This window comes from Escherichia sp. KTE52 (genome assembly GCF_000408325.1).
GTDB classification, from domain to species: Bacteria; Pseudomonadota; Gammaproteobacteria; order Enterobacterales; family Enterobacteriaceae; genus Escherichia; species Escherichia marmotae.
Genome location: NZ_KE138679.1, coordinates 30,327 through 52,765, shown reverse-complemented (window position 1 = coordinate 52,765; position 22,439 = coordinate 30,327). Strand labels below are relative to the sequence as shown.

The following is a 22,439-nucleotide window of genomic DNA, read 5'->3' as shown; positions in this document are numbered from 1 at the left end:
GTTATTCTATTTGACTTTAATTAGTACATTTCATTTTTGCAGCGACTTCGGCTACCCCACGATCAATGTAAGGCTGCTCACTTAATATCTTTTGGATCTCACTACGAATGCATTCCGCTGTAGGTTGCTTAGGTGCTTGTTTTTGCTTCGCGGCTCGTTCAAGTTCCATCATGTTATTGAATCCTGCCACATCACTTTGCCGAAGCATCCCTTTCCGGATAAGAAACTGCTGCCCTTCAGGCACCCAAGCCAGCATATACAAAGGCTGCAATAGATCTCCCATTCCTTGCTGACGATAAAGCTCAAACTGCAACACGCCGTTACTTAACACCGACATTGTGTCTTTGGTGGAATACCCTGTCTTTTGTATGGCTTTGCCTGTTTCATCTGCTGCATATGCAAATACACAGAACTCAATGTTGCTTTTAAAGAATGGCTCTACAGGTTTCAGCGGGATATTTTCTTTCTGGCAATAGTTTGAAACTTCATCAGGCGTATAGTTTGTTTTGGCGTTTCGCAACACCTTCAGCCCAGCCTCATACTTTGCAGGTAACGCGCCTGCATAGGCAGCATTAAGAGAAACTCCCCCCAATATAACCGCGAGCACTGCTCCCAAAACCCTTAACTTCACAAAACCATCCTTCATGTAAACAAACTGAAGTTTTATGTTACAAAAGCAAACATCTACGCCAAAATGACTTAGGCCAAATTCAGCGCGAATAAAAAATTCAAAAAAATTGTTGACACTATTCTGGAAATCACAATCTGGACAAAATCCATTGCGCAAACGGCTCCCGTTGAAGGTTCTTTTGACGACTAACTTTCAGCCGATGCGCGGTAGGGAGTCATAACGCCAAAGCAGGCCGCCATGTGCGGCCTTTTTTTGTGCCTGCTATCGTGGAGTAAAAGCCATGCAAAAGATCGCAATATTCAGCCTTTCGACTAACAAGCCGCTGATGGCTACGGCAGTCCTGAAAGACGGTGCGCTTGTAATTGACAAAGTAAAGCCCCTCCCAGCATCTGCTATTGAACAAAAACGAAAAATTCCACCAGCAATTGCCGAGCTGCGTAAAAGTGAATTTAAGGTGCTGGTTGACGAAATCACGCCAACCATTTCAGCCGGTACAGGTGCCAGCCAGGTAACATTAAAAACACGGCACGCCGACGGCAGAGCGGCGATCATTGTCGGCATGGAGAGATACCGAGAGCTGAAACTACAAAGGCTGCTATCCCTGCCTGACAAGAACAAAGGGGCATTCGAGATCCCCGACTCTATCGTCGATACCGAATACAACGGCAACGGTGAAGAGGTTTATCGAGTTAACTGGCAAGATATCCGACCAGAGCACATCCTGATGATTCTGTGCTGCTATGCAACGGTATACCACAATGTTGCCAGCGCGGATTACCTGAAGCAAATGACTGGATCGGTAGAGAAAGAAAACAAAGCAGGGATAATGGCCTCGTTCCTGTCCATTATTGGGCATGAGAAGGTTAAAGCAGCCGCCTCCCAGCCAAAGTCACTGGCAGGGACAGAAGTTGATGAGGATACCGTGATACTTTAAATGCTAAATCGAATAAAAAACGGTCTTGAAAATATAAACTACAGGTTATATGCTATAACCTGTAGTTTATAACATGTAGTTTATTAAAAAGGATTTTGAATAACTATGTGGCAAATTTATTTTGGAAAAATTTTTGATGAATGGTTCCAGGAACAGGAACCTGCATTAAAAGAAAAAATCCTGGTTGACCTGATCAATCTGGAAACATATGGCCCTTCATTATCAAGGCCATATGCCGACACAGTTAAAGGCTCACGCCATAAAAACATGAAGGAGTTACGGATTCAGTACGCTGGTCGCCCTATCAGAGCATTCTTCGCATTTGATCCGGTAAGGCAAGCCATAATCCTGTGCGCCGGAGATAAAAGTAACGATAAAAAGTTCTACGAAAGAATGATACGGATTGCAGACGACGAATTTTCCAACCATCTTGCAGAACTTGAGAAAAAATAATGAGAACTCTAAGAGAAGTTATTGCTGCGCAATCCCCTGAAAGCCAAGCTCGTATCAAAGAGCAGGCTGATGAAATGATTCTGGAAGTCGGATTGCAGATGTTGAGAGAGGAGCTTCAGTTATCACAAAAAACAGTTGCCGATGCGATGGGAATTAGTCAACCAGCCATCACAAAACTTGAACAACGAGGCAATGACTTGAAAGTGGCAACGCTTAAACGTTACGTTGAGGCTATGGGTGGGAAGTTGAGTCTGGACGTTGAATTGCCAACCGGTAAACGGGTTGCTTTCCACATATGAGTCGTATGCATAATCCCGCGCATCCAGGCGCGGTTCTTCGTGAATATTTGGGAGACATATCAGTCACAGACACCGCTGCTGCATTAGGCATTACTCGCACGGCACTTTCCCGAATTTTGAACGAAAAAACAGGTATTTCCGCTGATATGGCACTTCGTCTGGAGTCCGCTCTTGGAACCAGTGCCGAAATGTGGACCGGTATGCAATCCCAGTATGAGCTTTGGGTTGCTTCGCAAACCGCTCGCCCAAACATCCGTCCATTATTTTCACACGCATAATTTCACAGCGTCACCAGGCAAGGTGACGCTGCTTTCTCGCATTTCACACCCTGCATACAGTTCCCCCCAGGTTATGACTGTGAGGAACTGTTATGAGTTACAGCAGGCTCGACGATCGATGCATTGAAGACGATGTGCTGCGCGCACTATTCCATCAGGAGATGATCAAGCGGGTATCGGAGTATCACTCCGATAATTTCCAGTACACGATAAAAATTGATGAGGTTTATCGCTCAGACCTGGCGGCCTATCGCGCCTATGGCAACGCTGATTTGCGCTGGGTATTTCGCGTGCTGGTGGGCCATGAGTCAGAAATGGAAGAAATGCCGGTAGGGACAACGTTAACTCTTCCTGACGCAGCATGGCTAAGAAACAAGATTCGCGATTACGCTGGCTCGGCACCGGAGATAGAAAATGCCTGACTTCCTGAAAAATCAGGACGGGCGATATATCACTGACGGCCTGTCCTCTAAGGATTTCACACGCGTATTTGAACTCATCAGGAAAGAGCAAAACCGCAAACGCCGCCAGGCGCACAGGACACTCACGCCGGGCAGGCTTAGGAATAAATCAGCCGAAGACATTCTTAAGCTGGGGAAAAAGAAAGGCGGCACGTTCTTTACGCGTGACGATCTGAAAGGCTTCGAAAAGCTGCGAAGCAAAGCACGCGAAAAATACGACAGCAAGACGGCTGGCATTACATACGCACAACTGGTAGCGTCCAGCCAGGCTATCGATATTAAGCGAGCAAATAACGCCGTAGACGACGGTTCTGGTATCAAAAGAGCTACGCCCGTATCTCTTCGTCACAATGTGATTAATATCCGCGTGGAAGCGTCCGATATATCCGTTCACCAGCACCACATTGTCCGGGTACGTTTTGAAGAATGGGATCAGATGGTCGATGACATCGCAGAAGACGATAAATCAGCCCTGAAAGTCACAAAATCACTGTGTGCCGGGCGAGTGTCTTTCGATTGTGACTGCGGTCGCCATCAATACTGGTATCGCTACATCGCCACTGCGGGTAACTTTGCCCTGGCCCCGCCAAAAGAATACGCCTATCCAAAAGTTCGCAACCCTAAGCTGCAAGGCGTCGCCTGTAAACATGTGATCCACTCAATGACACGACTACAGTCTGCCAGTTGGCAGATGAGTATTGCTCGCGCCCTGCAAAAAGCTGCAACGCAAGTTGCCTTTGGTGACGATCGCCGCCGCACGACAAAACACTTCACAAAAGAAGACGAGAAGGCGTTCAATCGAAACCGTAGCAGCAAAACGAATGTTGAGGCAGCTAAACGTGAATGGAAGCTCTATCAGAAACGCCAGGCCGCTTTAAGCTCAAAACTGGCAAAGGACAACGGTAAGATCGACAAGCTGCGCGACCAACTGACGAGGGCCAGAAAGTTATCCGACGCACAGAAAAAACGGGCAGCGGCAAAAGAAGCTGCTTTGCAACGGGAGAAGCAGAAAAACAAGGAACTTCAGCAACGTCTTGCTGACCAGTTCGCACTGAAGAAGCAGGCGTTCATTGACGCGCTTGTTATGGCAGGAACACCACCAGCACAAGCCGAAAAGATGTTCATGGCGTATGTGAAGAACAACGTAAAAAATGTATAAGTGTTTGTAAGGACGTGAATAGTTCACTATTATGACGGTGAAGGAATGGTACATGTTGAACCAAACCTTCGAGGATGCAGCAGACTGAAGAAATTCAGACATCCCGCAACCAGCTATCATAACAGGTCAAGCCTGTTGTGATACTTGGTCAAGGCAAAGTCCGGTAATGGCGTTCTGAATACCAGAAAATAATTTCTGGCGAAGCCCACCTTAAGGTGGGCTTTGTTATTTTGGTGGCTTAGGAAGCGGTTTGTTCCTTAACAGATTGTATGCGATTGCGAAAAACTTCACTGACCTGCCATTTGGTTTTTCTGATACCGGGTAGGCGCTAGTGATGTGTAACCGCAACTTTTTCTTTTCCCTGAAAGCCTTAAACGCAACAAAATAATACTCCTTGTTACCCTCCCCAATATTTACCTCAATAACGGCATAGCTTCCGTATCCGGCATGGATCACCTTACCTTCCGACAATGACAGAATTGCCTCTTTTAAGTGAAGTTTGGCAAGATTATAGCGACGCTCACAAAATGGACGAGACTCTTTAGGGGCGTGGTACATTAACGCCAGTTTCTCTTCCTCAGTCTGGTGTGCATAGTCTTTTGTGAAGCAGTGAAAAGAGTACGTAACCCAAAAGCGATACTCTATCGGTTGCTTTCCTTCTTGTTGCTGAACAAACACAGCCTGATGAGCATCAAGAAATGACAAATCACGAATAACACCATCATGGTGTTCAAATAGCTGAAAAAATGTTTTACATCAAAGTCATCAAAGCAAGGCGGAAAATCCGCCTTTTAAGCGTTAGTCGGACATGGGTTTAAGTATGTCTTCGTAAGTATTCTTTAAATCAGCTATTAAATCATTTATGCCAGACAAACCAATATCCTTATAAAAATCAGTTCTTTCCACAGCCTTTAATAAATCAACAAAATCTTCAGGCGAGGAGATTCTTTTATTTTTTTCTGTATATACATCCACTATCGCTTTTATGCCTTCGAACAAAGCAACTCTGTCGTCCAGAAGCTCTTTGTTCTTAGAGTCGATTGCACTTAATGATTTTATTCTCTCCTCTATTGCTGCATCCAAATCTAATCTGGCGCTTTCTTTGCTACGCAGATCAAACATTAAATCTTCTATTTTGGCTTTCTCTTTCAAATCAAATTCATAATCAAGATATCGTATCCTTGCATAATTTCTACCTGTGGCTTTCGATATAAACAACGTAACATAAGGTATAATAACAGACGCAACAGTGCCATATATAAATGGCATGACAAAATGAGCTACAAATGGTGGCAAAATGAATGATGGCAAAAAGGGGATATTATACTCATCACCTACCCATACTATAGATAATGTCGTATATATATCGTACTTTGATTTAAATAAAATGAAAATATCCTGCCAGTTAACGACAAAAAAAGAAACCACAACATATGCAAACAACTTATTAAATAACTTGTCTCTAATGGCTTCTTCGATTGTATTCTTGACAGTGATATTTTCATCTTTATTTTCTAATGATGAATCTTTGCTCATATAAACAATCAAACCTTCTTAACTTTACTTTTGGTAAAAGCGGTCATCCAGACCGCCAAACTTAAACACCAACTAGGCTTTCAAGAGGAATGCCAAACTGGGAATGTAAACGGCGAATCATAGGTAACGTCAAATTTCGTGTCCCATTTAGCACCTCGTAAACACGATTTGATTTACCAATAGCCGGTTCCAGATCCTTCACGGTCAGCCCTTGCTGTTCCATACGGAACTTAATGGCTTCAATAGGTGATGGTGGCTCAATTGGAATAATGTTTTTTCTCGTACTCCTCAATGAGAAGACACATGACCTCAAAGAAATCACCTTCCGGGGTATTCATTTCCGGTTCGTTATCGAACATCGGTTCGACTTCACGCAGTGCGGCCTCATAATCTTGTTCTGTACGGATAGGTTTAATGTTCATTAATTCCAAAGGAAAGCCCACTTGTTAAGTGGGCTTTTTGTATGTGTTTTACTATATCAGGCTGCTTTTTTATTCAGGTTCCGCTGAGAAATAAATTTTTCAGCAGTATTGATACGACTTAACTCTTCCTGAACGCGCATATCATTTTCGACTTCCCACAGGTCTACTGCGGTCTGAAGATTAATCCAAAAATCTACAGAAGTATCGAATGCTTTTGCCAGGCGATATGCCATATCCATCGTTAGCTTACGATTATTATTAACAAGAGCACTTACGGTGTTACGATGAACATGAAGTATTTCTGCTAACTCGTTGATCTTAAGCTCTAACGGCTCCAGGTATTCGTACAGCAGGATATCACCTACAGTCGTCGGTTTTCTGGTTGCCTGTTTCATTTTTTGCCCTTACTAGCGTGCGTATTAAGTGGACTCTGGTCAGTACCCGGCCCATCCGCCGGGTATTTGTTTTAGTATTTGTGAGGGTCGAGATACAAGTCCTCGGCCTTTCCGTTAACCCACTTAAAAATTAACCTGTATTGCTTATTCACCCTTATTGATGAATAGCCGTTTAGCTTCCCTGACAATTCCTCATACCGATTACCTGGTGGTGATCTCAAGTCCTTCCAAGTAGTTGCAGCATTGATAATATCCAGCTTCCGCAACAATGTAATCTGAATATCAGAAGGTATCTTTTTGTGTGGTATTGAAAATTCAAAAAAATCATCAAGCCACTCATCCCTGAAATTCTTTATGTTAATCTTTTTGCTCATCGATCATCTTATCCTCCATGATTATTAATGAATGTCATAATGATAGCGCACCGTTGCACCGTGCGCAAGTGCATATTGCAACAATTCCCCTCCTCCATCCAAAATCACAATCTCCCGAAAATCTTCCTTTCGATACCTGATAAATCGACCTTTGAGGACGCTTATGGGCCGTTTTGATGAATGGCTTGCTGATGATGCAAGCCTGATGAGAAAGGGAACAGAACATGACAGCACGCAGAGAGAAGAGACAACGACGGTTGAAGCGAATGAAGGAAGCACAACGGAAAATGGGAATGTCAGTGCAGGGCCATTCAGTATTCTGGAAGAGCACGCCGCCACCCAATCTAATAGCCATGATAATTGGCCTGATAATGCTGGTGACTCTGTTACGGAAGTGATTGAACCTGACATCGCTCCCCTACCGGCATCGCTCGCTAACAGAGAACCAAACCAGCAGCTTAAAACCCGATATAACGGACATAAAGCGTTCAACGACCAGATCCGCGCCGATTGGATGCTCATTATTGAATCAAGCCCTGACGCGTTCGAGGCGCTTTTATACCGCCCGGCTGATGGCACCTATGGCGTCGTAAACGATGAAACAGGTGAAGAGTCTTTCACGCAACTGGACAACAACCAGCGTGAGCTTACCTATCTGGAACCGGAAATCGTATACGTCCTGGATAACCCGGACGGAAGGGATTCGTTTCATGCCATTGATGCCGATGGAGAACAGGATGGTCTTGCTGATGAAGTGCTAATCCTGCGTATTGCTGCAAACAACGTACCTGTTGGTTCAATCCTGGAATGGAACGAAGAAATGGCGAATGGCCTCGCCCGCCGCTGGTGGTACGTGCATCGAATCTTCAGCTACGGAACACAACACGTCGGCTCCCTGTATTACTGCATCCCGGCCAGGAACTTTGATACCACTCAAAACGGAGTGATCGAATGACACCCAACAAAACTCTCCTGTCCCGCATTGGCGAGTGGCAGACAACGCGTACCGGAAAATTCCAGACAACTGGTCTGGAAAGAGTGGATAACGCTTTTGCTACGCTAATCAGCGACATTTTTTCTGACGTAACGCTGGTGGAACCAGCAAAAGAAGAAAGGCGCTTTGCATCATTCCTGAGTCGCCCACCAGCGGAGCGTGTTTATGTTGCCCGTTTTGATAACGCGGTCGAGTTCCTTAAAGCGGTTCGCCGTGCTAATGCCGGGCAAGGGAGAAAGCCAGAGAATCCGAACATTAATCGCGATGCGCTCCCTCTGATTAATATCTCGCGCTCAATGGATATCAGCTATATCAACAATGACCAGCAGATAGACCGCAAAAGCTGTGATCACTTCTGCGAACCTGGCAGCGGTATGCCTTTAGTAGCCCTGGAATACACCCAGGCAAATCTGACGTATGACGTTACGTTAATGGCGACGGATAAGGCGACCATGAGTCTGATGTGTAATTCGCTAGGAGCACGTCTTCGCTTGATGGCAGGAACGCAGTTTGAAGCAACAACCCCGCTGGTACGAGTACCCGTCCCGCTAATCTGCGCGATTCAGGATGCTAAAGACATCAGTTTTACTGATGTTTCAGCCCCAATTGGGGAAGAGCGTATTTATGCTGCACAAACGGCAATTAGTGTTATAGCAGACGTGATCACCGCCTGGGAGCTGGACGCGAAACGAATTATTACTGAAACCTCTCTGAGAATGGGGTAAGCCATGTCCCAGGAGCTACAGCAATACTTTCTACAGTCCATTACCATCAACGGAAACAAAGTGCCCAGGGAGTGGATATTCACTGCCGTATATGTGGAAAAGGCAAACCTGCGTGCACCATTGCTGAAACTGGAAATTCACGACATTACCGGCACCATAATTGATGACTGGAAAACAAAATACGGCGCAGCACTGGTTGCAGAGATGGGTGATCCACAAGGCAATTCAGGTACGTTTAAAACAACTTTTTTCGTAACATCTGCGGTGCTGGCTGGTGATGTCATTACGGTCATTGCAGTCAGTGAAGACGTTCGGATATTTAAGATCCCCGCTCTACGGGCTAACCTGCATACAAATAAAACGCCTGATACCATCTTCAAGACGTATACCGGTACACTGAAAATCGCCTCCAGCGCATTGAAACGAAGCTGTACGTACCATCTTTCCGCCGGGGAAAAACCCTCCAAAATGCTATCTGAAATGGCCCGCGACAAAGGCGCTTTATGCTGGGCCTGCCGTGGTCAGTTTAACTTTTATACATTAGCTGACCTTATGAAAGCCAAACCATCATTCACCTATGAAGGGAACAACCCCAGGGCGGAATACACGATTTCAAAAATGAGGCTTATACAGCAAGAGTATGCCGTTACGGCAAATACTCAGTATCGATTTACCGGCTATTCAATGACTGAAGGCTATGTCGAATATGGCGATAGCTCACTTCCAATACGCTATATATCCGATCCGGATATGGAAACTCTGCGCAATATGCAATTGTCGCTCGTACCCAAAATGGATATTGAGGTCGCGGGTAATCCCGACATCACGCCGGGAATGGTTATTGAGATCCTCGTGTATCGTTACGACCAGGAAAATAAGCTGGACGAATCGTTGCCTCGTAAGCTGCTGGTGAAAAACGTAGCCCATTTTGAAGACCGGATCGGCTATACAACACGAATGATATTAGGAGTACCCAACCAGTGAAACGCAGAGCGCAAATCGTAGGGACCAAACACCCTGCCGGACTTATGCGAGCGCAGGTCCGCATACTGCCTGACTGGAACGGTGTACCGGATGAAGACCTCCCATGGGCAGAGTATCAAATGCCTATCGGTAACGCCTTTACACCTACAGTCAGCGGCGATTTAGTCTGGGTCGAATTTCCTTATCTGGATGCTAAAGGCAGGATAGACACGCGCCGACCTTTAATCGTTGGCGCGGCGCAGGATGCCCCAGGAGGCGTACCAAATGTGCCTCCGGAAGCCTCCGGACAAGGAAGTGGATGGTCGCCAGAAGAAGTTGATGGTGCTCCTGCCCGCCCCCAGTTTTCGGCGACTGAAGATTTTGTTATTCACCGAAACAATATCCTTGAGGTAAGAACGGCTGGCGGTGGCTATGAAATAGCAAACACCGCCGCAGGATCAAGGATAGGGATGAACGAATCCGGCCAGATTTACATAATCGGCCCGGCGAATATAGTGCTTAATGCTGGAGGTGAGGTTAACGTCAAATCAAGCAGCAAAACCAATGTATCCTCTGATGGAGACGTTAATGTAAAAGGCAGCAATGTAACCGTCGCCGCTGATGGTGATATAGCCCTGAAAGCTGGTGGCGCGCTAAAAGCAACAGCGAGCAATTTCTCCTTTGTGAAGGGATAGCAAAATGCAAAACTGTGTTAGATAATTTAGTTTCATTTTCTAACACAGTTTTGCGAAACATGAGATTAGTCGCCTTTAAAAACATATACGTCTATCGCCTTGCCCGCGAAATTAAACTGGACTCAACCACCGTTAGTGATGCCTTAAGCCAATTCACATTCACTCCATGCGCATCACAAGAAATGGCAAAAGTCGGATGGGTGCCGGTTCTGGCTGACAACCTGATCCATGAATACCACGGTTTTCTACTTCTCCAGCAACAGCGAGAAATTAAGCTCCTGCCCTCTCATGTCATTAAGGAGGAAGTGCAGAAAAAAGTGGAAAAGCTCGAAAATGAGCAATCTCGTAAGCTGAAGAAGTCGGAAAAAAACACCCTGAAGGATGAAGTTCTCCACTCTTTGTTACCTCGCGCATTCACTCGCAAATCATTGTCGCGAATCCTTATTGATCGCGACAACTATCTGGTCTTCGTGGAAGCTTCCAGCGCCAGAAAAGCAGAAGAAATGCTGGCGCTCTTACGTAAATCACTTGGCAGCCTTCCGGTGATTCCATTCACGCCGATAGAACCGCTCGAAATGACTATGACCGAATGGTTCAAGTCAACATTTCCTCAAGGCTTTAAAGCAGGTGAAGAAGCCATATTGAAATCTCTGTTCGATGACGGCAGCGCAGTTCGTTGCAAGAAAGTAGACCTACAGTCAGAGGAAATAATGACTCATATTGAAGCCGGAAAAGTTGCAACAACAGTTGCAATCAACTGGCAGGACCGCGCGACCTTCAGGTTAAACGATGATATGAGCATCAAAGCACTGACGTTTTGCGATGATCTCTATGACCAGAACGATGACATCGACCGTGAAGATGTTGCCCAGCGATTTGATGCTGACTTCATTCTGTTCACAAGCGAATTATCCGCGATGTTTAGCTCGCTGGTGGAGGCCATTGGCGGTGAAGCAGAGCATTAATAACCGACCGCTGGCGGTGAGTCTTTGTGATTATACAGGGAATATGGTTTCCCCCTGGCTGGAACACGGCATTGATGCAGTCATTGTCGATCCGCAACACCAGGAGTCCGGCAGCCAATTGATGGAGTCAGGTGCTGTACTCACACGTATCAGCGCAATTATTGACAGTGATGAGGTCTACAATTTCCTTCGGAAAAATTTGCACAGAGTTGTATTTTTAGCCGGTTTCCCTCCATGTACTGACCTGGCTGTATCTGGCGCACGCTGGTTCGCAGATAAAGCAAAAAAAGATCCGGTTTTCCAGTTCAAAGCAATGCAGGTTGTCTGGCAGTGTTACGACATTGCAAAGATGATTGGTTGCCCGTACATGATTGAAAACCCGGTCAGCCAAATATCGACATTCTGGCGTAAACCTGATCACATATTCCATCCTTATCACTTCACTGCATATTGCAAGGAAGACAATTACACCAAAAAAACATGCCTGTGGAGCGGACAAGGATTCATCATGCCAACTCCGCGAATCGACAAGTCGTTAGGTGATCCAGATAACCGAATACACAAGGCACCGCCAGGGCCTGAAAGAGCGAATTTTCGTAGCGCGACACCTTACGGTTTTGCAAGAGCTGTATTTGAAGCAAATAAGGAGGGAATCCGTGGCTGATATTGGTGCTAAATTTATTTCTTATAGCGACAATCATCGTCCTGCGGCGGAAGCCACTATCAGCCATATGCGACGTATTCGCTCGGAGGACGAATTTGATCGCCCAGTCTTTAAGTGGGTCGGCGGCAAATTTTCTGCACTGCCCATTATCTTCGAACACCTGCCCCACGGAAAACGGTTGATAGAACCTTTCGTTGGAGGTGGCGCTGTTTTCACTAATGCCGGATTTAAAAGCAACCTGCTGAACGATATCAATAATGACCTGATTAACTTCTATCAGACATTGCAGCGTGAAGGGCATTCTCTTATCACACTGGCATATCGTTTTTTTCAGGATTACAACTCTGCTGATGCATTTTTGAATGTTCGCAATGCATTCAACAATGGTGCTTATGATTCCCTTCACCATGCAGCGGCGTTCCTGTATCTCAATCGTCATTGTTTTAATGGCGTCACTCGCTATAACCGTAAAGGAGAGTTCAACGTCGGATATGGAAAGCAGAAATCACCCCACTTCCCTCTCGCGGAAATGGAGGCGTTCCTGGCTGACGATATTTCAAAGTATTCGGAATTTGTGTCCGGCGATTTTGCTGGTGTAATTGAGGCTGCCGGGAATGATGATGTGATTTTCTGCGATCCCCCCTATGAACCATTGCCCGACACTACCGGATTTACAAATTACTCAGGGCATAGCTTTAGGTTTGAAGATCAACAACGGCTGGTGTCACTGCTGGTGGATGCCCACAGACGCGGAGCGAAAATTGTGATAACAAACAGTGGTGCGCCTAACATTCGCGAACTTTACGTTGGCAATGGCTTCAAGGTGTATCCTATGCCATCCCGTCGCTCTGTATCCTGTAAAGCATCAACGCGAATGATAGCTAACGACATTATAGCCACACTTAATTAAGAAAAGCCCCATATGGGGCTTTTATAACATCAAACAAGCACCGTTACGGTACACTAACAACACCATTCTGGTACTAAAAAGGAATCAAAGTAGCCTCAAAATAACACATGGAACCAAAACGGTGTCATTCCGGCGTCATTTTGTATCCTCAGACTCTGCAAGCATGAGGATAGCATGGCGGATCATATTCAATTTGCTGCGATTATGCTTTTTGCTTAACGCATCAAGTACCTGGTACTCGTATTCATTGAAGCCAACACGAATGGATTTAAAATCACGTGGGGCGTCCTTATCGAGCACTTTGTTGTCTTCTGGTTGCTCACCCGGCACCAAATCAGCTTTGCTGGCAAAAGCCTCAATTCGGCGTTCAAGATCGAGGTCTTTTACTTCGGGGGCTTTTACCGATTTACGAGGCTTAATCACTTAATAACTCCTTAACCAACATCTGGATTTCACCTTTAGCTTTCCCGTTGTCCATCTCAACAACGCCCTTCCCTTCAGCCATACAATCGCGGTAAACCTTGCGATCGCGAATGATGGTTTTCAGCAACTTCAGTTGCGGATATTCAGCCAGGTACTCTTTGGCCTCATTGGCTTCATTCACAACCGGATTGGATGGGGCCATTGTTAAAACTGCGCACGCCTTAATGCTAGGATTAGGCATCAGATCCAAAGCCTCTTCAAAGACTTCAACAAAATGCGCCAGCGTGTCTAAATCTGGCTGAGATGGCCTGAATGGAACAAGCAAAACATCCGCCGCAGTAATACCGGTGCGCATCTCTTTGCTATCACGACCAGCGGTATCAACAACCACAAATTCATAACGCTTGTCCAGATCAAGAAGTGTTTCACGAATATTCCCAAACTTCTGGACGCAATGAATTACTGGAGAAACCTCTGCCGCATTACGGTCCGATGCCCAACGGGCAGATGTTCCTTGCTTATCTGCATCAAGTAGAACTACGTCCTTATTTGCGCGGGCAAGCTCCGCACAAATGTTTACGCTGGTGGTTGATTTGCCACAGCCACCTTTTTGGCTGGCTACCAATATAATCATATCCGTCCCTCGGTGTTATTTTGGTATCAAAATGGCTCCAAACAGAAGCCTTATTGATGCGGTTTTGGCTCTATAGTGGAGTCACTATGCTTTGCAAAAGTATAACACTAAACACTCGAAATTTGCCCTCTGTTGCATCCTGTTTAACACGAAATCAGCCTCAAAGTGGAACCAGACACAAAACAGCACCACAACAACACCGTTTTGGTACTAAAACAGCACCAAATTAGAACCATAACAGTATAAAAAAGGCTGCAAATTGCAGCCTTTGAAGATGTAGATTTGTTAATCAGGGAGTGAGTTTGCCAAATTCTGTGCAGAGCGGCTTTTCGAAACGCCAGGTTTTTTAACATCCGCTGAGGCAGAGGGGTTTCCTTCAGGGTTTTCCCGAACTTCAGGCGAAATTTCAAGAAATGAAACCAGCATTTTTCTGATCACTTCAGGGCTATTATCACCGGATAAAAGCGATGCCAACATGGGAGGTAATCTGCTATCAACCTCGCCAAGAGCGATACCTGCAAGCATCGCTGTGCGCGCCATATCATTGCGATCTCTTAATGGATGGCCCTCAAGTTTTGCATCAGCATATTGCTCACTGGCGTTAAGACCAGGACGAAGATAAAACAATACTTTTCGACGTTCCTGAGACATGGCAACCTCATCAACCGATAGATTTTAGACCATAGACAAGAGCAAGTTGTGGATCATCAGCAACGAAAAACCTATCGTCACGAATGTTTACCTGCTCACGGATAGCATCAGCAACAAGCGGCGCGCCGCCACCAATGACCATAACATGCGTGTATCCTTTGAAATCACTGATCACATCCAGTACGCGTGTACGGAGTCGTTCTATGCTTGACGAAATGGCTTTCTTAACATCATCAATAGCAGACGGATCGTTAATATTGTCGGTCAAATAATCCTCATCATCACGATTAATGATTAATTGATCGACATTATAATTAGAGGTTTCGGTATTCGCTTTTGCAAGTGCCTGTCTGACCTCTTTAGTTACCAGCGAAACGCCGAGATTAGAATCGCCAAATACGCGAGAAACGGCGGTCATTTGCCCGGCGACCATCGACACATCCAGAGTAGTCCCACCAAGATCAACAATAAGCACAGAATGCGCTGGCACAAGGCTGTCGCACAGACCGATCCCTGCGGGTATTGACTCCGGGCGCACAGTCACTTTTTTGATAGTAAAAACCTGACCTTTGTTAAGGGTGACTGGTCGCATCAGGCTGGCCTTTTTCCGCTCAATATTTTTCATGTTGTATTGTGCGTCGTCGTCATAAAACTCTGCCAGTGGCAACGTGACAACTATTTCCACTTCTTGAGGCTCAATGCCACTTGTAAGCAGGGCATGATGAACAGCAAGCACATTAAGCGGGCTGTATTGCCATTCAACGTTATTCGTCGGCAGCACATCCGGCGAGATCAAGTCATATGAATATTTTTCGTCATCAATGATGTAGTTAAACGGCTTTCCTGCGCCAAATGTGGCGGACCATCCACGTTTAAAACTGTTCGGACAGATATGGGTTCGAGTTTCCCCGTCTTGTTCCCACAGCATTTTGATATTGGTAGAACCATCGTCGATAAAAATGCGCATCATATTGCTCCACTTCTGAGACACATTTGAGAAAGAATTGAATTTTATATGAGAAAACAAAATAAGACCAGAAGTTAGATAGCGTAAAAAGCATCAAACTAGAGACGCAAGAGAGACACAAAAGAGACTTAGATGATACATGATGTGCCCACGATACCAGTTTGAGACAAATCAGAGACAAATATGAGAAGTAAGAAATCTGAAGAGTGAAAATCACAAAGTGGAGAAGATTTAAGAAAAAGGAGGTGTTAGATGAGTGCAATAGCGACCAGTGACACAGTTTGTTCTGGTCATGGAGGATTCCCTCCGCGACCTGTAGCAGAAACAGTTTCCTGGTTTACCGTAAATGGAAAGCCAGTGGTTGTAGATGGGGGAGCGTTCCCCAGCCATACAGACGGAAATAGCGCGCACCCCGGATCAGCCGTATCGACACGCTCATGGTTTGCAATAGGCGGGAAAGGAGTTGTTTGTGTGGGAGATCCCCTTTCTTGTGGCTCAGTCATCGCCAATGGTGAGGCAATTTTTCAGGTGTCATAATGCTTGATTCAATCGCTGAAGTTAATGCATTCAAAATTCTAAATGCATCAGGCACAACTACGCCTGCATCTATCACGCTAAGTAAAACAGCGTCATCCAATGCCAGTTCTCTGGAAGAGAATATCCAGGCTCTTATCCTGAAGGATAAAGCATACCCGGCGTCGGTGGTTTCATGGGTCAATCAGCTTTCTGTCTTTTCAGAACAACTGAAAACTGTCAGTGCAGAAGCAACCAATTTAGCCGACTCGCTGTCTCCGTATACTTCGCCAACTGAATTACTTCAGATGAAAATTGGCTGGGAATGTTACGTCAAAGGTAATGAGTTATCTCCTGCGCCAGAATTTGCTCTCGTAACAGTTATGGGAGATACCCTGCATCCGCAATCGCTTATTGACGCGTTGGCAGCATTTGAACTGGTGCCAATCACTTCAGCCATGACCGCTATAAATGCAAAAGTTCAGGCGTCAAGCGGGGAGGCTTCAGGCAACGGAAGTTCCACCGGAACAACACAGCAACCAGCACTAACAGAAGAAGAGATCAAAGCACTAAAAGACGCTGTGGAAGCAGCAACAGAACAAATAAATGCAATAAACAACACGAGCAGTAGTCTCTCAACACTTGTACAGCAAGTTAAGGACTCTACCGGAAAAGCCAAACAGGGACTGGAGAATGCTGTAGCTATTACGTTAACCGGTTCTCTACTGGGCGATGAAGTAATGAGTCCGGCAATCAGTTTGATCATGCCACAAGGTGTGATCGATGCGCTCCAAAGCAACACTAAAAAGGAACCATAAACACACCATTTAAGCCCATAAATGGTTACAAATTGGTACACATATCACACCAACAAAAAATCTGAAGAGGATGGTTTTGAAAAAGATAATTTTGATAGTAGTTGCGCTTTTAGCCATTTATGGAATTTACCGTACTACGGCGGCAGTTATCGATCACATCAGGTATATCCGTTCCCTGGAAGACTCAAAATCACAACTTGAAAGCGAGAACAACACGCTTTCTACCGCATTGCAGTTAAGTGAAAAATCGCGATCTGCCATGATGGCTGAAAACGAAAGAATTAAAACACTGGAGAAGGAGTACCAGCGCAAAACAGCAGAACTGAATACCAGCCTGATCAAACAACGGGAGGAAAGCCAGAATGAAATCAATCGTCTTGAAACTGCGTTACGCAATGCCGGGGTTAATGATGTGCGTGTGCCTGATGACGTTATCAGGATGCAGCGGGAACGGGCAAAAGAAATCAATCAGCGTGCCAATGCAAATTACCGTAGAAGCCACCAGCAAACCGCAGGGAAATCTGATTGATTATACCCCTTGCATAGTGCCAGAGGACACGCCTGTGCTGTTAAACAAGTATCCGGCATACGCTGAACAGTTATTCAGCACTATCGATGAATGCAACCAACGAAACGCACTGAATAACCAAAGGAATAGGGAGATTTGGGAAGGGAAGGGGGGTTAAGGCTCCTGAAGCCAGATGTCCTGGCTGTCAGCTTCTTCGAAACCGTGACAGACGTTAAAGTCACTCAAGCGATACTGGCGCTGACGGCCTCTATTTCGCTCATGCCAATGCATATATCCACCAGCAAATGCCAGCGGACAATCGCTATAGTCGATGTAGCCAATACCATTACCCAAACGCGCTTCGCGCGCCCCGGCTTTCCAGGACAGCAGAAAAGAGTCACGATCTGCCAGCATGACTACAAAATCATCTGGATCGCCTATGCAGTGAAGAATGCCTGCCTTGCATAACTGTTTGAGTGCCTTAGACTGACTCAGGATGTCTTCACCGTAATACTGAAAACAATCATCAACAATAGCGGGATAGCCAGCGGGTGGATTCAGGCTGGTTGGTATAGCTGACGCGATAGCCAGCATTAAACGATATTGTGTTTTCGATGGGTTCGCGTGACTCATGTTTCCTCTACTCACTGTCTCCATGCATTTTTCAGCTCCGGAATATCAGCCATTTCAACCAGCTTCCTAAGCCCCGCGCTGACCTTCCCATTACCAACCGCAGCAAGCCAATCCCTTACTGACTTCGGCATATAAAGAGTGGTCGTTACAGGATCTTCCACTCTTACAGGCGTGCCAATTTGAGGCCACTTAACAGATGCCAAAACGTCAGAAGGCGGGGTAAGCGCGGGAACATTAAGAATAGCCTTTCCTGAATGGAGAATCACGATCCGTTCAGCCAGGGAAAGAATGTCTCTTTCAGTAAGGATTGATGACAGTTGAGCTTCTACAAGGCATCTGCTGCTTGTATTCAGAGAATGGCTTTTAGCACCATTTTTGTATGAAACGAAGATCTTGTACGCCATTTGTTCTAATGCTTTATGTTAGAAAATTAAGATTAAACCATACTAACACAAGATTGTTAACGAAAATTATTTTTCTAATGCTATTGACTAAATAACAAAGTGAGTATTGTCACCTCGTCAAAAGAATCTTCACGCCGCGCCCGAATTTAGGGTTTAACCGTGAACAAGAACATTGAGCCAGCTCGTAAGCGCGAGCGCGAGATTATGAATCGGGCGGCAAGCGTCATGGCTATGACCGTCGATCCAACCACTGATGCTGCCGGTAACATGATTACCGACAACGAAGTGATGATGGCTAACCTGGAAAAAGCTATCCAGAAAGAGCCAATGTTTGAAGGCGTTGGACCAGAAGCAGCTCGCCAGATCATTGGTAGCTGGGCCATGTCTATTCATGAATACAAACGCCAGCATGGGCATTATCCGGCAAGCGATGTATTAGCCAACGCCCATGTAGCACTTGAGCGCCTGATGATGGAGTCCGCTAAAGAGACGCATGAAGGCGCTGGCAAAGCCATGTTTGAATCAGTAGCCAAGGACATGCGCACCTCCGATGGTGTAATGAAGGTTGCACAATATGCCGCACTGATCCTGCCTGCTTCTCTCGGTGCAGCCACCAGCGACGCATGTACGTTTATCCCTTGTGATCGTGATGAAACCAATATTTACGAGCTGACCAACGTTGCTGGTACAAAATTCGGTACATTCGAGCAGGGCGATGAACTGAACATGCAGTCTGCTGGCGTGTATTCGCAGATGAAACGCCTGTACATCCTGACCGAAAAAGGCGATGGCAGCAAAACCACCTTCCAGTTTGATATCCAGAACTTCGAAGGCCAGGCCTGCCCGCTACGCCAGGGCTACAACAAACTGCTGATTAACCGCAAACCGTCCAAAGTAGATGATGGTGACGGCAACCTGTATTTCAACGACAAAGACGTCAACGGCAACTCTTTCTCTGTTACAGCAAAAGTTAAATACGATACCGGCGTTATCGATATCACATTTGGTACAGCACCAGCAGAGGGTACAGAAATCGCTGTTCAGGTTGAAATCAACATTGAACGCAATCCGAACCTGATACCAGTCATTAACCAGTCCATGCGCAATTACGCCCTGCGCCCGTCGCAGTACGTGATCGCATCCGAACATACGGTTATGACAGCATCTGACCTGAGCCGTGAACACGGACTCGAACTGGCAGCATTGCAATTTTCCGCAATGCGCAACTGGATTTCCCACGAAATCGATATGATGCGCCTACGCACTCTGGTATTCCACACAGTTTACGGTCGTGAATTTGATGTGGCACTGCCAGAAGCGCAGAACTACGAGTCGTGGGTTGGTTTAATTCGCCATGTTGTGAACGCGCTGTCACAGGATATGGCTGACCGCACCCTGACCACCGGTATCCGTGGTGGCTTTGCTGGTGGCGATGCTGCTAACTTCCTGCGTTCCTTACCGCCGCAGCACTTCCAGTTGGCACCGGGCTATGTACAGTCGCCGTACATTCAATACATCGGCACCCTGTTTGGTTCCATTCGTATCTACGAAGTGCCGAAGCCTATCTGCAAACAATTCCAGGAACATGGCTACGACTTTGGCCTGGACGACATCTACTTCTATGGTCGTGGCGAAGGCATTGGTAAAGCTGGCCTGGTCGCTGGTGATGCTGTGCCTGCTATTCCGTATGTCCACGAAACAAATCCAGCCCTGGTAAACCGCACCACTCTTTGGGGTACAGCAATCAACGATGTGCATCCGCGCAACGGTGAGAACTATTTCACTCGCCTTCGCCTGACACGTTCGAAAGAAGGTGCGATTGACATGTTGAGCGGGCAAATCAACGAAAAAAAGTAGCAGTGGCGAACGTGTCAGTTTCACCAACGGCAATTGAAGTAAACGAAGGTGAAACTATCGCCGCGAGCACTTCAAAGACACGAAAAACACCCAAAAAGAAGTAAGACCAGCCCCTGAATAGGGGGCTATATGGAGGAAAAAATGGCTGATATTCAGGTAACTATTACACCTTCCGATGCGACAGATAAATCTTTCACTATCGAGTCAGATCATCCGGAAATTGTGAGCGTAGATGGCAAAACCTGTACCGCACTTAAAGCAGGTCAGGCTGTGCTCACTATCAAGACCACCGATGGCAATAAAACGGCAACATGCACCGTAACGGTTAATGAAGCCCCAAAGAGCGTAAGCGCCGTCAGCGTTGAACCGTCAACCAAAGAAGTGACGGTAGGTGACAGCTTCACGGTCGGCGAAGCCTGATAAAAGTCTCCCCATGCAAATGGGGAGGCTTCTCTAATCCGCTCGATAAAGAGGAAAAGAGCAGCATGAATAAAATTGGTTTTTCTGTTGGTCAGGCGGCGGGCGTTGCGGTAGCGGACGTAAATGCCGATGCTAGTCTGTCCAACACATCTGGCGGTGCTTCCGTCTTTGCCGGGTTGGTTATTTCCCGCAGAGGGGCACCAGGCAAGGTTTTGCAGGTTACAGCAGCCAACTATCAGAGCGTGTTAGGTTCACCTCTTCACCCGCGCACTGGGGCCGCATTTGAACCATATCGCCACGTTGAACGCGCAGTAAAAGGCGGCACCGGTTATGTGGTTCGCGTATGCGCAAAAGACATGAAAGTACCGGGCATTGCCGTTTCTGTTCAGGCCAGGTCGAAAAGCACTAAGTCTGCAAAAACTCTGCAAATTGCTCCGACCGAAGCAACGGTAAACATCGGCGATACACTGACCGTTCGTGCCGTTTCTGGTGCCACTTCTCCGGTAACTTTCGCTGCAAGCGAAACACCTGAAATTTCCGGGGATGAACTGGCTATTTTTTACATTAAGGACGGTGATGCTTCGACCAACCGCACGTTATCACTGATCCGTGAGGATGAAGAAAATGACCTGTTCACTCTGGAACTGAAAGAGACACAGACCGATGGTTCTGTAGAAACTTTGGAAAGCTACCAGGTTTCTTTCGATCCGGATGCAACGAACGATATGGGCCAGCCAGCATGGATTCCTGCGTTGTTAGAAAGTCAGTCCACCAGGCTTGGAGCTGTACTGGCTGATGGTGCCGAAGACTCCGCTCACTTGCTGACTTTCGAAGATGTAGCGTTTGAAGGCGGTACAGATGGCGATCTGTCCTCAATTGACACTGATGATTATCTGAAAGCGTTAGAGGTTCTCGAAGCATCAGAAGTTAATTATACCGCACTGCTTTCTATGGGCTGCTACGACGCATCCGTGCTGGCAAAAATTAATTCGCTGGCAGAAGACGTTCGCGTGGATATGTTCTACGACCTGAAATGTGCTCAGACTGGTGATAACGCTATCGCGGAAGCTAAATCACATGGTTTCGGCAAATCCCACCAGGCTGCACGTTATCACTTCCCGTACTCATGCCGTGACACTTTCAGCGGTATGAATGTGGTTTACGGAATCAGTTGTGATGCGTTCGTGGCAAAAGCGAAAGGCGTTGCGCTTGTGTCTGATGTAGGCGGCTGGCATTACGCCCCGGCTGGTCTGTCTCGCGCAATCATTGATCGCCAGAACATCACCAGACTCTCCGGGATTGGCACAATCGATCGTGAAGCGTATGTGACCGCTCGTATTAACCCTGTAAGCGTTGCAGCGGATGGTTCTGTCTACATCGACGACTCCCTGACGACATACAGCAAAAATAACTATCTGCGATTCCAGCACGTTTCATCACTGATGAATGCAATTGCCCGCAATTTCTATGAAGTTGCTCAGGCAATCAAGCATGAACCTGATGGCGTAACGCAGGAAAGTCTGACTAACGCACTGACAGATCTTCTGGACCGTTTTTATGCGGCTGGTGCGCTGGTTACACCACGCGATGAATCTCAAGGTTCTGACCCTTATGTGGTCAAGGTAACTCAAAAAGACATCGACTTGTGGGAAGTGGAATGGTCCGTGTGCCCAACAGGCACTGCTCGTCGAATCCTCGGCAAACCAATCCTGATGCGTTGATTTATCTTCCCCGCTGAAACGTGGGGATGAAT

At 46.4% G+C, this 22,439-nt stretch carries 28 protein-coding genes and 2 pseudogenes; 18 read left to right on the top strand and 12 right to left on the bottom strand.

The genetic code is table 11. The annotated features are described in order from the left end of the window. Positions 1-16: 16 nt before the first annotated feature. Positions 17-787, bottom strand: coding sequence for a hypothetical protein (locus A1SC_RS11780; protein ID WP_072770501.1), 771 nt, complete (start codon positions 785-787; stop codon positions 17-19). A 124-nt stretch (positions 788-911) separates the two neighbouring features. Between A1SC_RS11780 and A1SC_RS0121910 the strand changes: the two genes are divergently transcribed. The 6 genes from A1SC_RS0121910 (at position 912) to A1SC_RS11805 (ending at position 4,215) form a co-directional block, all read left to right on the top strand. Further along, positions 912-1,565, top strand: a complete 654-nt coding sequence (locus tag A1SC_RS0121910; protein ID WP_016262389.1) for a hypothetical protein — start codon at positions 912-914, stop codon at positions 1,563-1,565. A 105-nt stretch (positions 1,566-1,670) separates the two neighbouring features. Further along, on the top strand, positions 1,671-2,018 hold the full coding sequence (locus tag A1SC_RS11785) for a type II toxin-antitoxin system RelE/ParE family toxin (protein ID WP_016262388.1): 348 nt from the start codon (positions 1,671-1,673) through the stop codon (positions 2,016-2,018). Then, a complete protein-coding gene (locus A1SC_RS11790) occupies positions 2,018-2,317 on the top strand; it encodes a helix-turn-helix domain-containing protein (protein WP_016262387.1) in 300 nt (99 codons plus the stop codon). Before A1SC_RS11785 ends, A1SC_RS11790 begins: the two co-directional genes overlap by 1 nt. Beyond that, positions 2,314-2,595: a HigA family addiction module antitoxin gene (locus tag A1SC_RS11795; protein ID WP_016262386.1), complete on the top strand. Its 282-nt coding sequence runs from the start codon at positions 2,314-2,316 to the stop codon at positions 2,593-2,595. Before A1SC_RS11790 ends, A1SC_RS11795 begins: the two co-directional genes overlap by 4 nt. A gap of 92 nt (positions 2,596-2,687) precedes the next feature. Then, positions 2,688-3,017 (top strand): hypothetical protein, encoded by a 330-nt coding sequence (locus tag A1SC_RS11800; RefSeq protein ID WP_016262385.1) that lies wholly within the window; start codon positions 2,688-2,690, stop codon positions 3,015-3,017. Continuing rightward, positions 3,010-4,215, top strand: coding sequence for a hypothetical protein (locus A1SC_RS11805; RefSeq protein WP_016262384.1), 1,206 nt, complete (start codon positions 3,010-3,012; stop codon positions 4,213-4,215). Before A1SC_RS11800 ends, A1SC_RS11805 begins: the two co-directional genes overlap by 8 nt. Before the next feature lie 225 nt (positions 4,216-4,440). On the opposite strand, the gene A1SC_RS0121905 is transcribed toward A1SC_RS11805, so the two are convergent. The 5 genes and pseudogenes from A1SC_RS0121905 to A1SC_RS11815 all read right to left on the bottom strand — a co-directional run bounded on the left by A1SC_RS0121905 (position 4,441) and on the right by A1SC_RS11815 (position 6,942). Then, positions 4,441-4,929, bottom strand: a complete 489-nt coding sequence (locus tag A1SC_RS0121905) for a stationary phase growth adaptation protein (RefSeq protein ID WP_050571717.1) — start codon at positions 4,927-4,929, stop codon at positions 4,441-4,443. A gap of 84 nt (positions 4,930-5,013) precedes the next feature. Further along, positions 5,014-5,751, bottom strand: a complete 738-nt coding sequence (locus A1SC_RS25465; RefSeq protein WP_016262383.1) for a hypothetical protein — start codon at positions 5,749-5,751, stop codon at positions 5,014-5,016. Positions 5,752-5,812: 61 nt separating this feature from the next. Further along, a pseudogene (locus A1SC_RS0121895) lies at positions 5,813-6,173 on the bottom strand (type II toxin-antitoxin system HigA family antitoxin). 56 nt (positions 6,174-6,229) lie between these two features. Beyond that, the gene (locus tag A1SC_RS11810) at positions 6,230-6,568 is read right to left on the bottom strand and encodes a HigA family addiction module antitoxin (RefSeq protein ID WP_000806445.1); all 339 of its coding nucleotides are present in this window, start codon (positions 6,566-6,568) and stop codon (positions 6,230-6,232) included. 71 nt (positions 6,569-6,639) lie between these two features. Beyond that, positions 6,640-6,942 (bottom strand): type II toxin-antitoxin system RelE/ParE family toxin, encoded by a 303-nt coding sequence (locus tag A1SC_RS11815; protein ID WP_016262381.1) that lies wholly within the window; start codon positions 6,940-6,942, stop codon positions 6,640-6,642. 163 nt (positions 6,943-7,105) lie between these two features. Between A1SC_RS11815 and A1SC_RS11820 the strand changes: the two genes are divergently transcribed. From A1SC_RS11820 to A1SC_RS11850, 7 genes and pseudogenes are all read left to right on the top strand, one after another. Continuing rightward, positions 7,106-7,897, top strand: coding sequence for a hypothetical protein (locus A1SC_RS11820; RefSeq protein WP_016262380.1), 792 nt, complete (start codon positions 7,106-7,108; stop codon positions 7,895-7,897). Continuing rightward, positions 7,894-8,661 carry a hypothetical protein gene (locus A1SC_RS11825; protein ID WP_016262379.1) on the top strand — a complete coding sequence of 256 codons (768 nt, stop codon included), beginning with the start codon at positions 7,894-7,896 and terminating at the stop codon, positions 8,659-8,661. Before A1SC_RS11820 ends, A1SC_RS11825 begins: the two co-directional genes overlap by 4 nt. 3 nt (positions 8,662-8,664) lie before the next feature. Further along, on the top strand, positions 8,665-9,645 hold the full coding sequence (locus A1SC_RS11830) for a hypothetical protein (protein ID WP_016262378.1): 981 nt from the start codon (positions 8,665-8,667) through the stop codon (positions 9,643-9,645). A 119-nt stretch (positions 9,646-9,764) separates the two neighbouring features. Continuing rightward, on the top strand, positions 9,765-10,319 hold the full coding sequence (locus A1SC_RS11835; protein WP_369759144.1) for a head GIN domain-containing protein: 555 nt from the start codon (positions 9,765-9,767) through the stop codon (positions 10,317-10,319). 59 nt (positions 10,320-10,378) lie between these two features. Continuing rightward, positions 10,379-11,284 (top strand): recombination-associated protein RdgC, encoded by a 906-nt coding sequence (gene rdgC, locus A1SC_RS11840; protein ID WP_016262376.1) that lies wholly within the window; start codon positions 10,379-10,381, stop codon positions 11,282-11,284. Positions 11,285-11,327: 43 nt separating this feature from the next. Continuing rightward, positions 11,328-11,948, top strand: a complete 621-nt coding sequence (locus A1SC_RS11845) for a hypothetical protein (RefSeq protein WP_068981782.1) — start codon at positions 11,328-11,330, stop codon at positions 11,946-11,948. A gap of 91 nt (positions 11,949-12,039) precedes the next feature. Then, positions 12,040-12,858 (top strand): annotated as a pseudogene (locus tag A1SC_RS11850) (DNA adenine methylase); the annotation flags it as partial. A 135-nt stretch (positions 12,859-12,993) separates the two neighbouring features. On the opposite strand, the gene A1SC_RS11855 reads toward A1SC_RS11850, so the two are convergent. The 4 genes from A1SC_RS11855 to parM form a co-directional block, all read right to left on the bottom strand. Further along, positions 12,994-13,281, bottom strand: a complete 288-nt coding sequence (locus tag A1SC_RS11855) for a hypothetical protein (protein WP_016262373.1) — start codon at positions 13,279-13,281, stop codon at positions 12,994-12,996. After that, a complete protein-coding gene (locus A1SC_RS11860; RefSeq protein ID WP_016262372.1) occupies positions 13,274-13,915 on the bottom strand; it encodes an AAA family ATPase in 642 nt (213 codons plus the stop codon). The genes A1SC_RS11855 and A1SC_RS11860 overlap by 8 nt, the downstream gene beginning before the upstream one ends. A gap of 285 nt (positions 13,916-14,200) precedes the next feature. Beyond that, positions 14,201-14,566: a plasmid partitioning/stability family protein gene (locus A1SC_RS11865; protein WP_016262371.1), complete on the bottom strand. Its 366-nt coding sequence runs from the start codon at positions 14,564-14,566 to the stop codon at positions 14,201-14,203. A 10-nt stretch (positions 14,567-14,576) separates the two neighbouring features. Further along, complete coding sequence (gene parM / locus A1SC_RS11870; RefSeq protein ID WP_016262370.1) at positions 14,577-15,533, bottom strand: plasmid segregation protein ParM domain-containing protein; 957 nt, start codon at positions 15,531-15,533, stop codon at positions 14,577-14,579. Positions 15,534-16,069: 536 nt separating this feature from the next. Here parM and A1SC_RS11875 point away from each other — a divergent pair. Both A1SC_RS11875 and A1SC_RS11880 read left to right on the top strand, forming a co-directional pair. Continuing rightward, positions 16,070-16,864 (top strand): hypothetical protein, encoded by a 795-nt coding sequence (locus A1SC_RS11875; RefSeq protein ID WP_016262368.1) that lies wholly within the window; start codon positions 16,070-16,072, stop codon positions 16,862-16,864. 70 nt (positions 16,865-16,934) lie between these two features. Next, a complete protein-coding gene (locus tag A1SC_RS11880; protein ID WP_032141419.1) occupies positions 16,935-17,393 on the top strand; it encodes a hypothetical protein in 459 nt (152 codons plus the stop codon). A gap of 153 nt (positions 17,394-17,546) precedes the next feature. Here the strand turns inward: A1SC_RS11880 and A1SC_RS11885 are convergent, their stop codons facing one another. Both A1SC_RS11885 and A1SC_RS25870 read right to left on the bottom strand, forming a co-directional pair. After that, on the bottom strand, positions 17,547-18,005 hold the full coding sequence (locus A1SC_RS11885; RefSeq protein WP_024214619.1) for a hypothetical protein: 459 nt from the start codon (positions 18,003-18,005) through the stop codon (positions 17,547-17,549). A gap of 11 nt (positions 18,006-18,016) precedes the next feature. After that, positions 18,017-18,409, bottom strand: a complete 393-nt coding sequence (locus A1SC_RS25870; RefSeq protein ID WP_024191213.1) for a hypothetical protein — start codon at positions 18,407-18,409, stop codon at positions 18,017-18,019. 159 nt (positions 18,410-18,568) lie between these two features. Here A1SC_RS25870 and A1SC_RS11890 point away from each other — a divergent pair, with 159 nt between their 5' ends. From A1SC_RS11890 to A1SC_RS11900, 3 genes are all read left to right on the top strand, one after another. Continuing rightward, a complete protein-coding gene (locus tag A1SC_RS11890; RefSeq protein WP_016262365.1) occupies positions 18,569-20,266 on the top strand; it encodes a hypothetical protein in 1,698 nt (565 codons plus the stop codon). Between the two features lie 141 nt (positions 20,267-20,407). Then, the gene (locus A1SC_RS11895) at positions 20,408-20,686 is read left to right on the top strand and encodes an Ig-like domain-containing protein (RefSeq protein ID WP_016262364.1); all 279 of its coding nucleotides are present in this window, start codon (positions 20,408-20,410) and stop codon (positions 20,684-20,686) included. Positions 20,687-20,751: 65 nt separating this feature from the next. Beyond that, complete coding sequence (locus tag A1SC_RS11900) at positions 20,752-22,407, top strand: hypothetical protein (RefSeq protein ID WP_016262363.1); 1,656 nt, start codon at positions 20,752-20,754, stop codon at positions 22,405-22,407. The last annotated feature ends 32 nt before the right edge of the window (positions 22,408-22,439 follow it).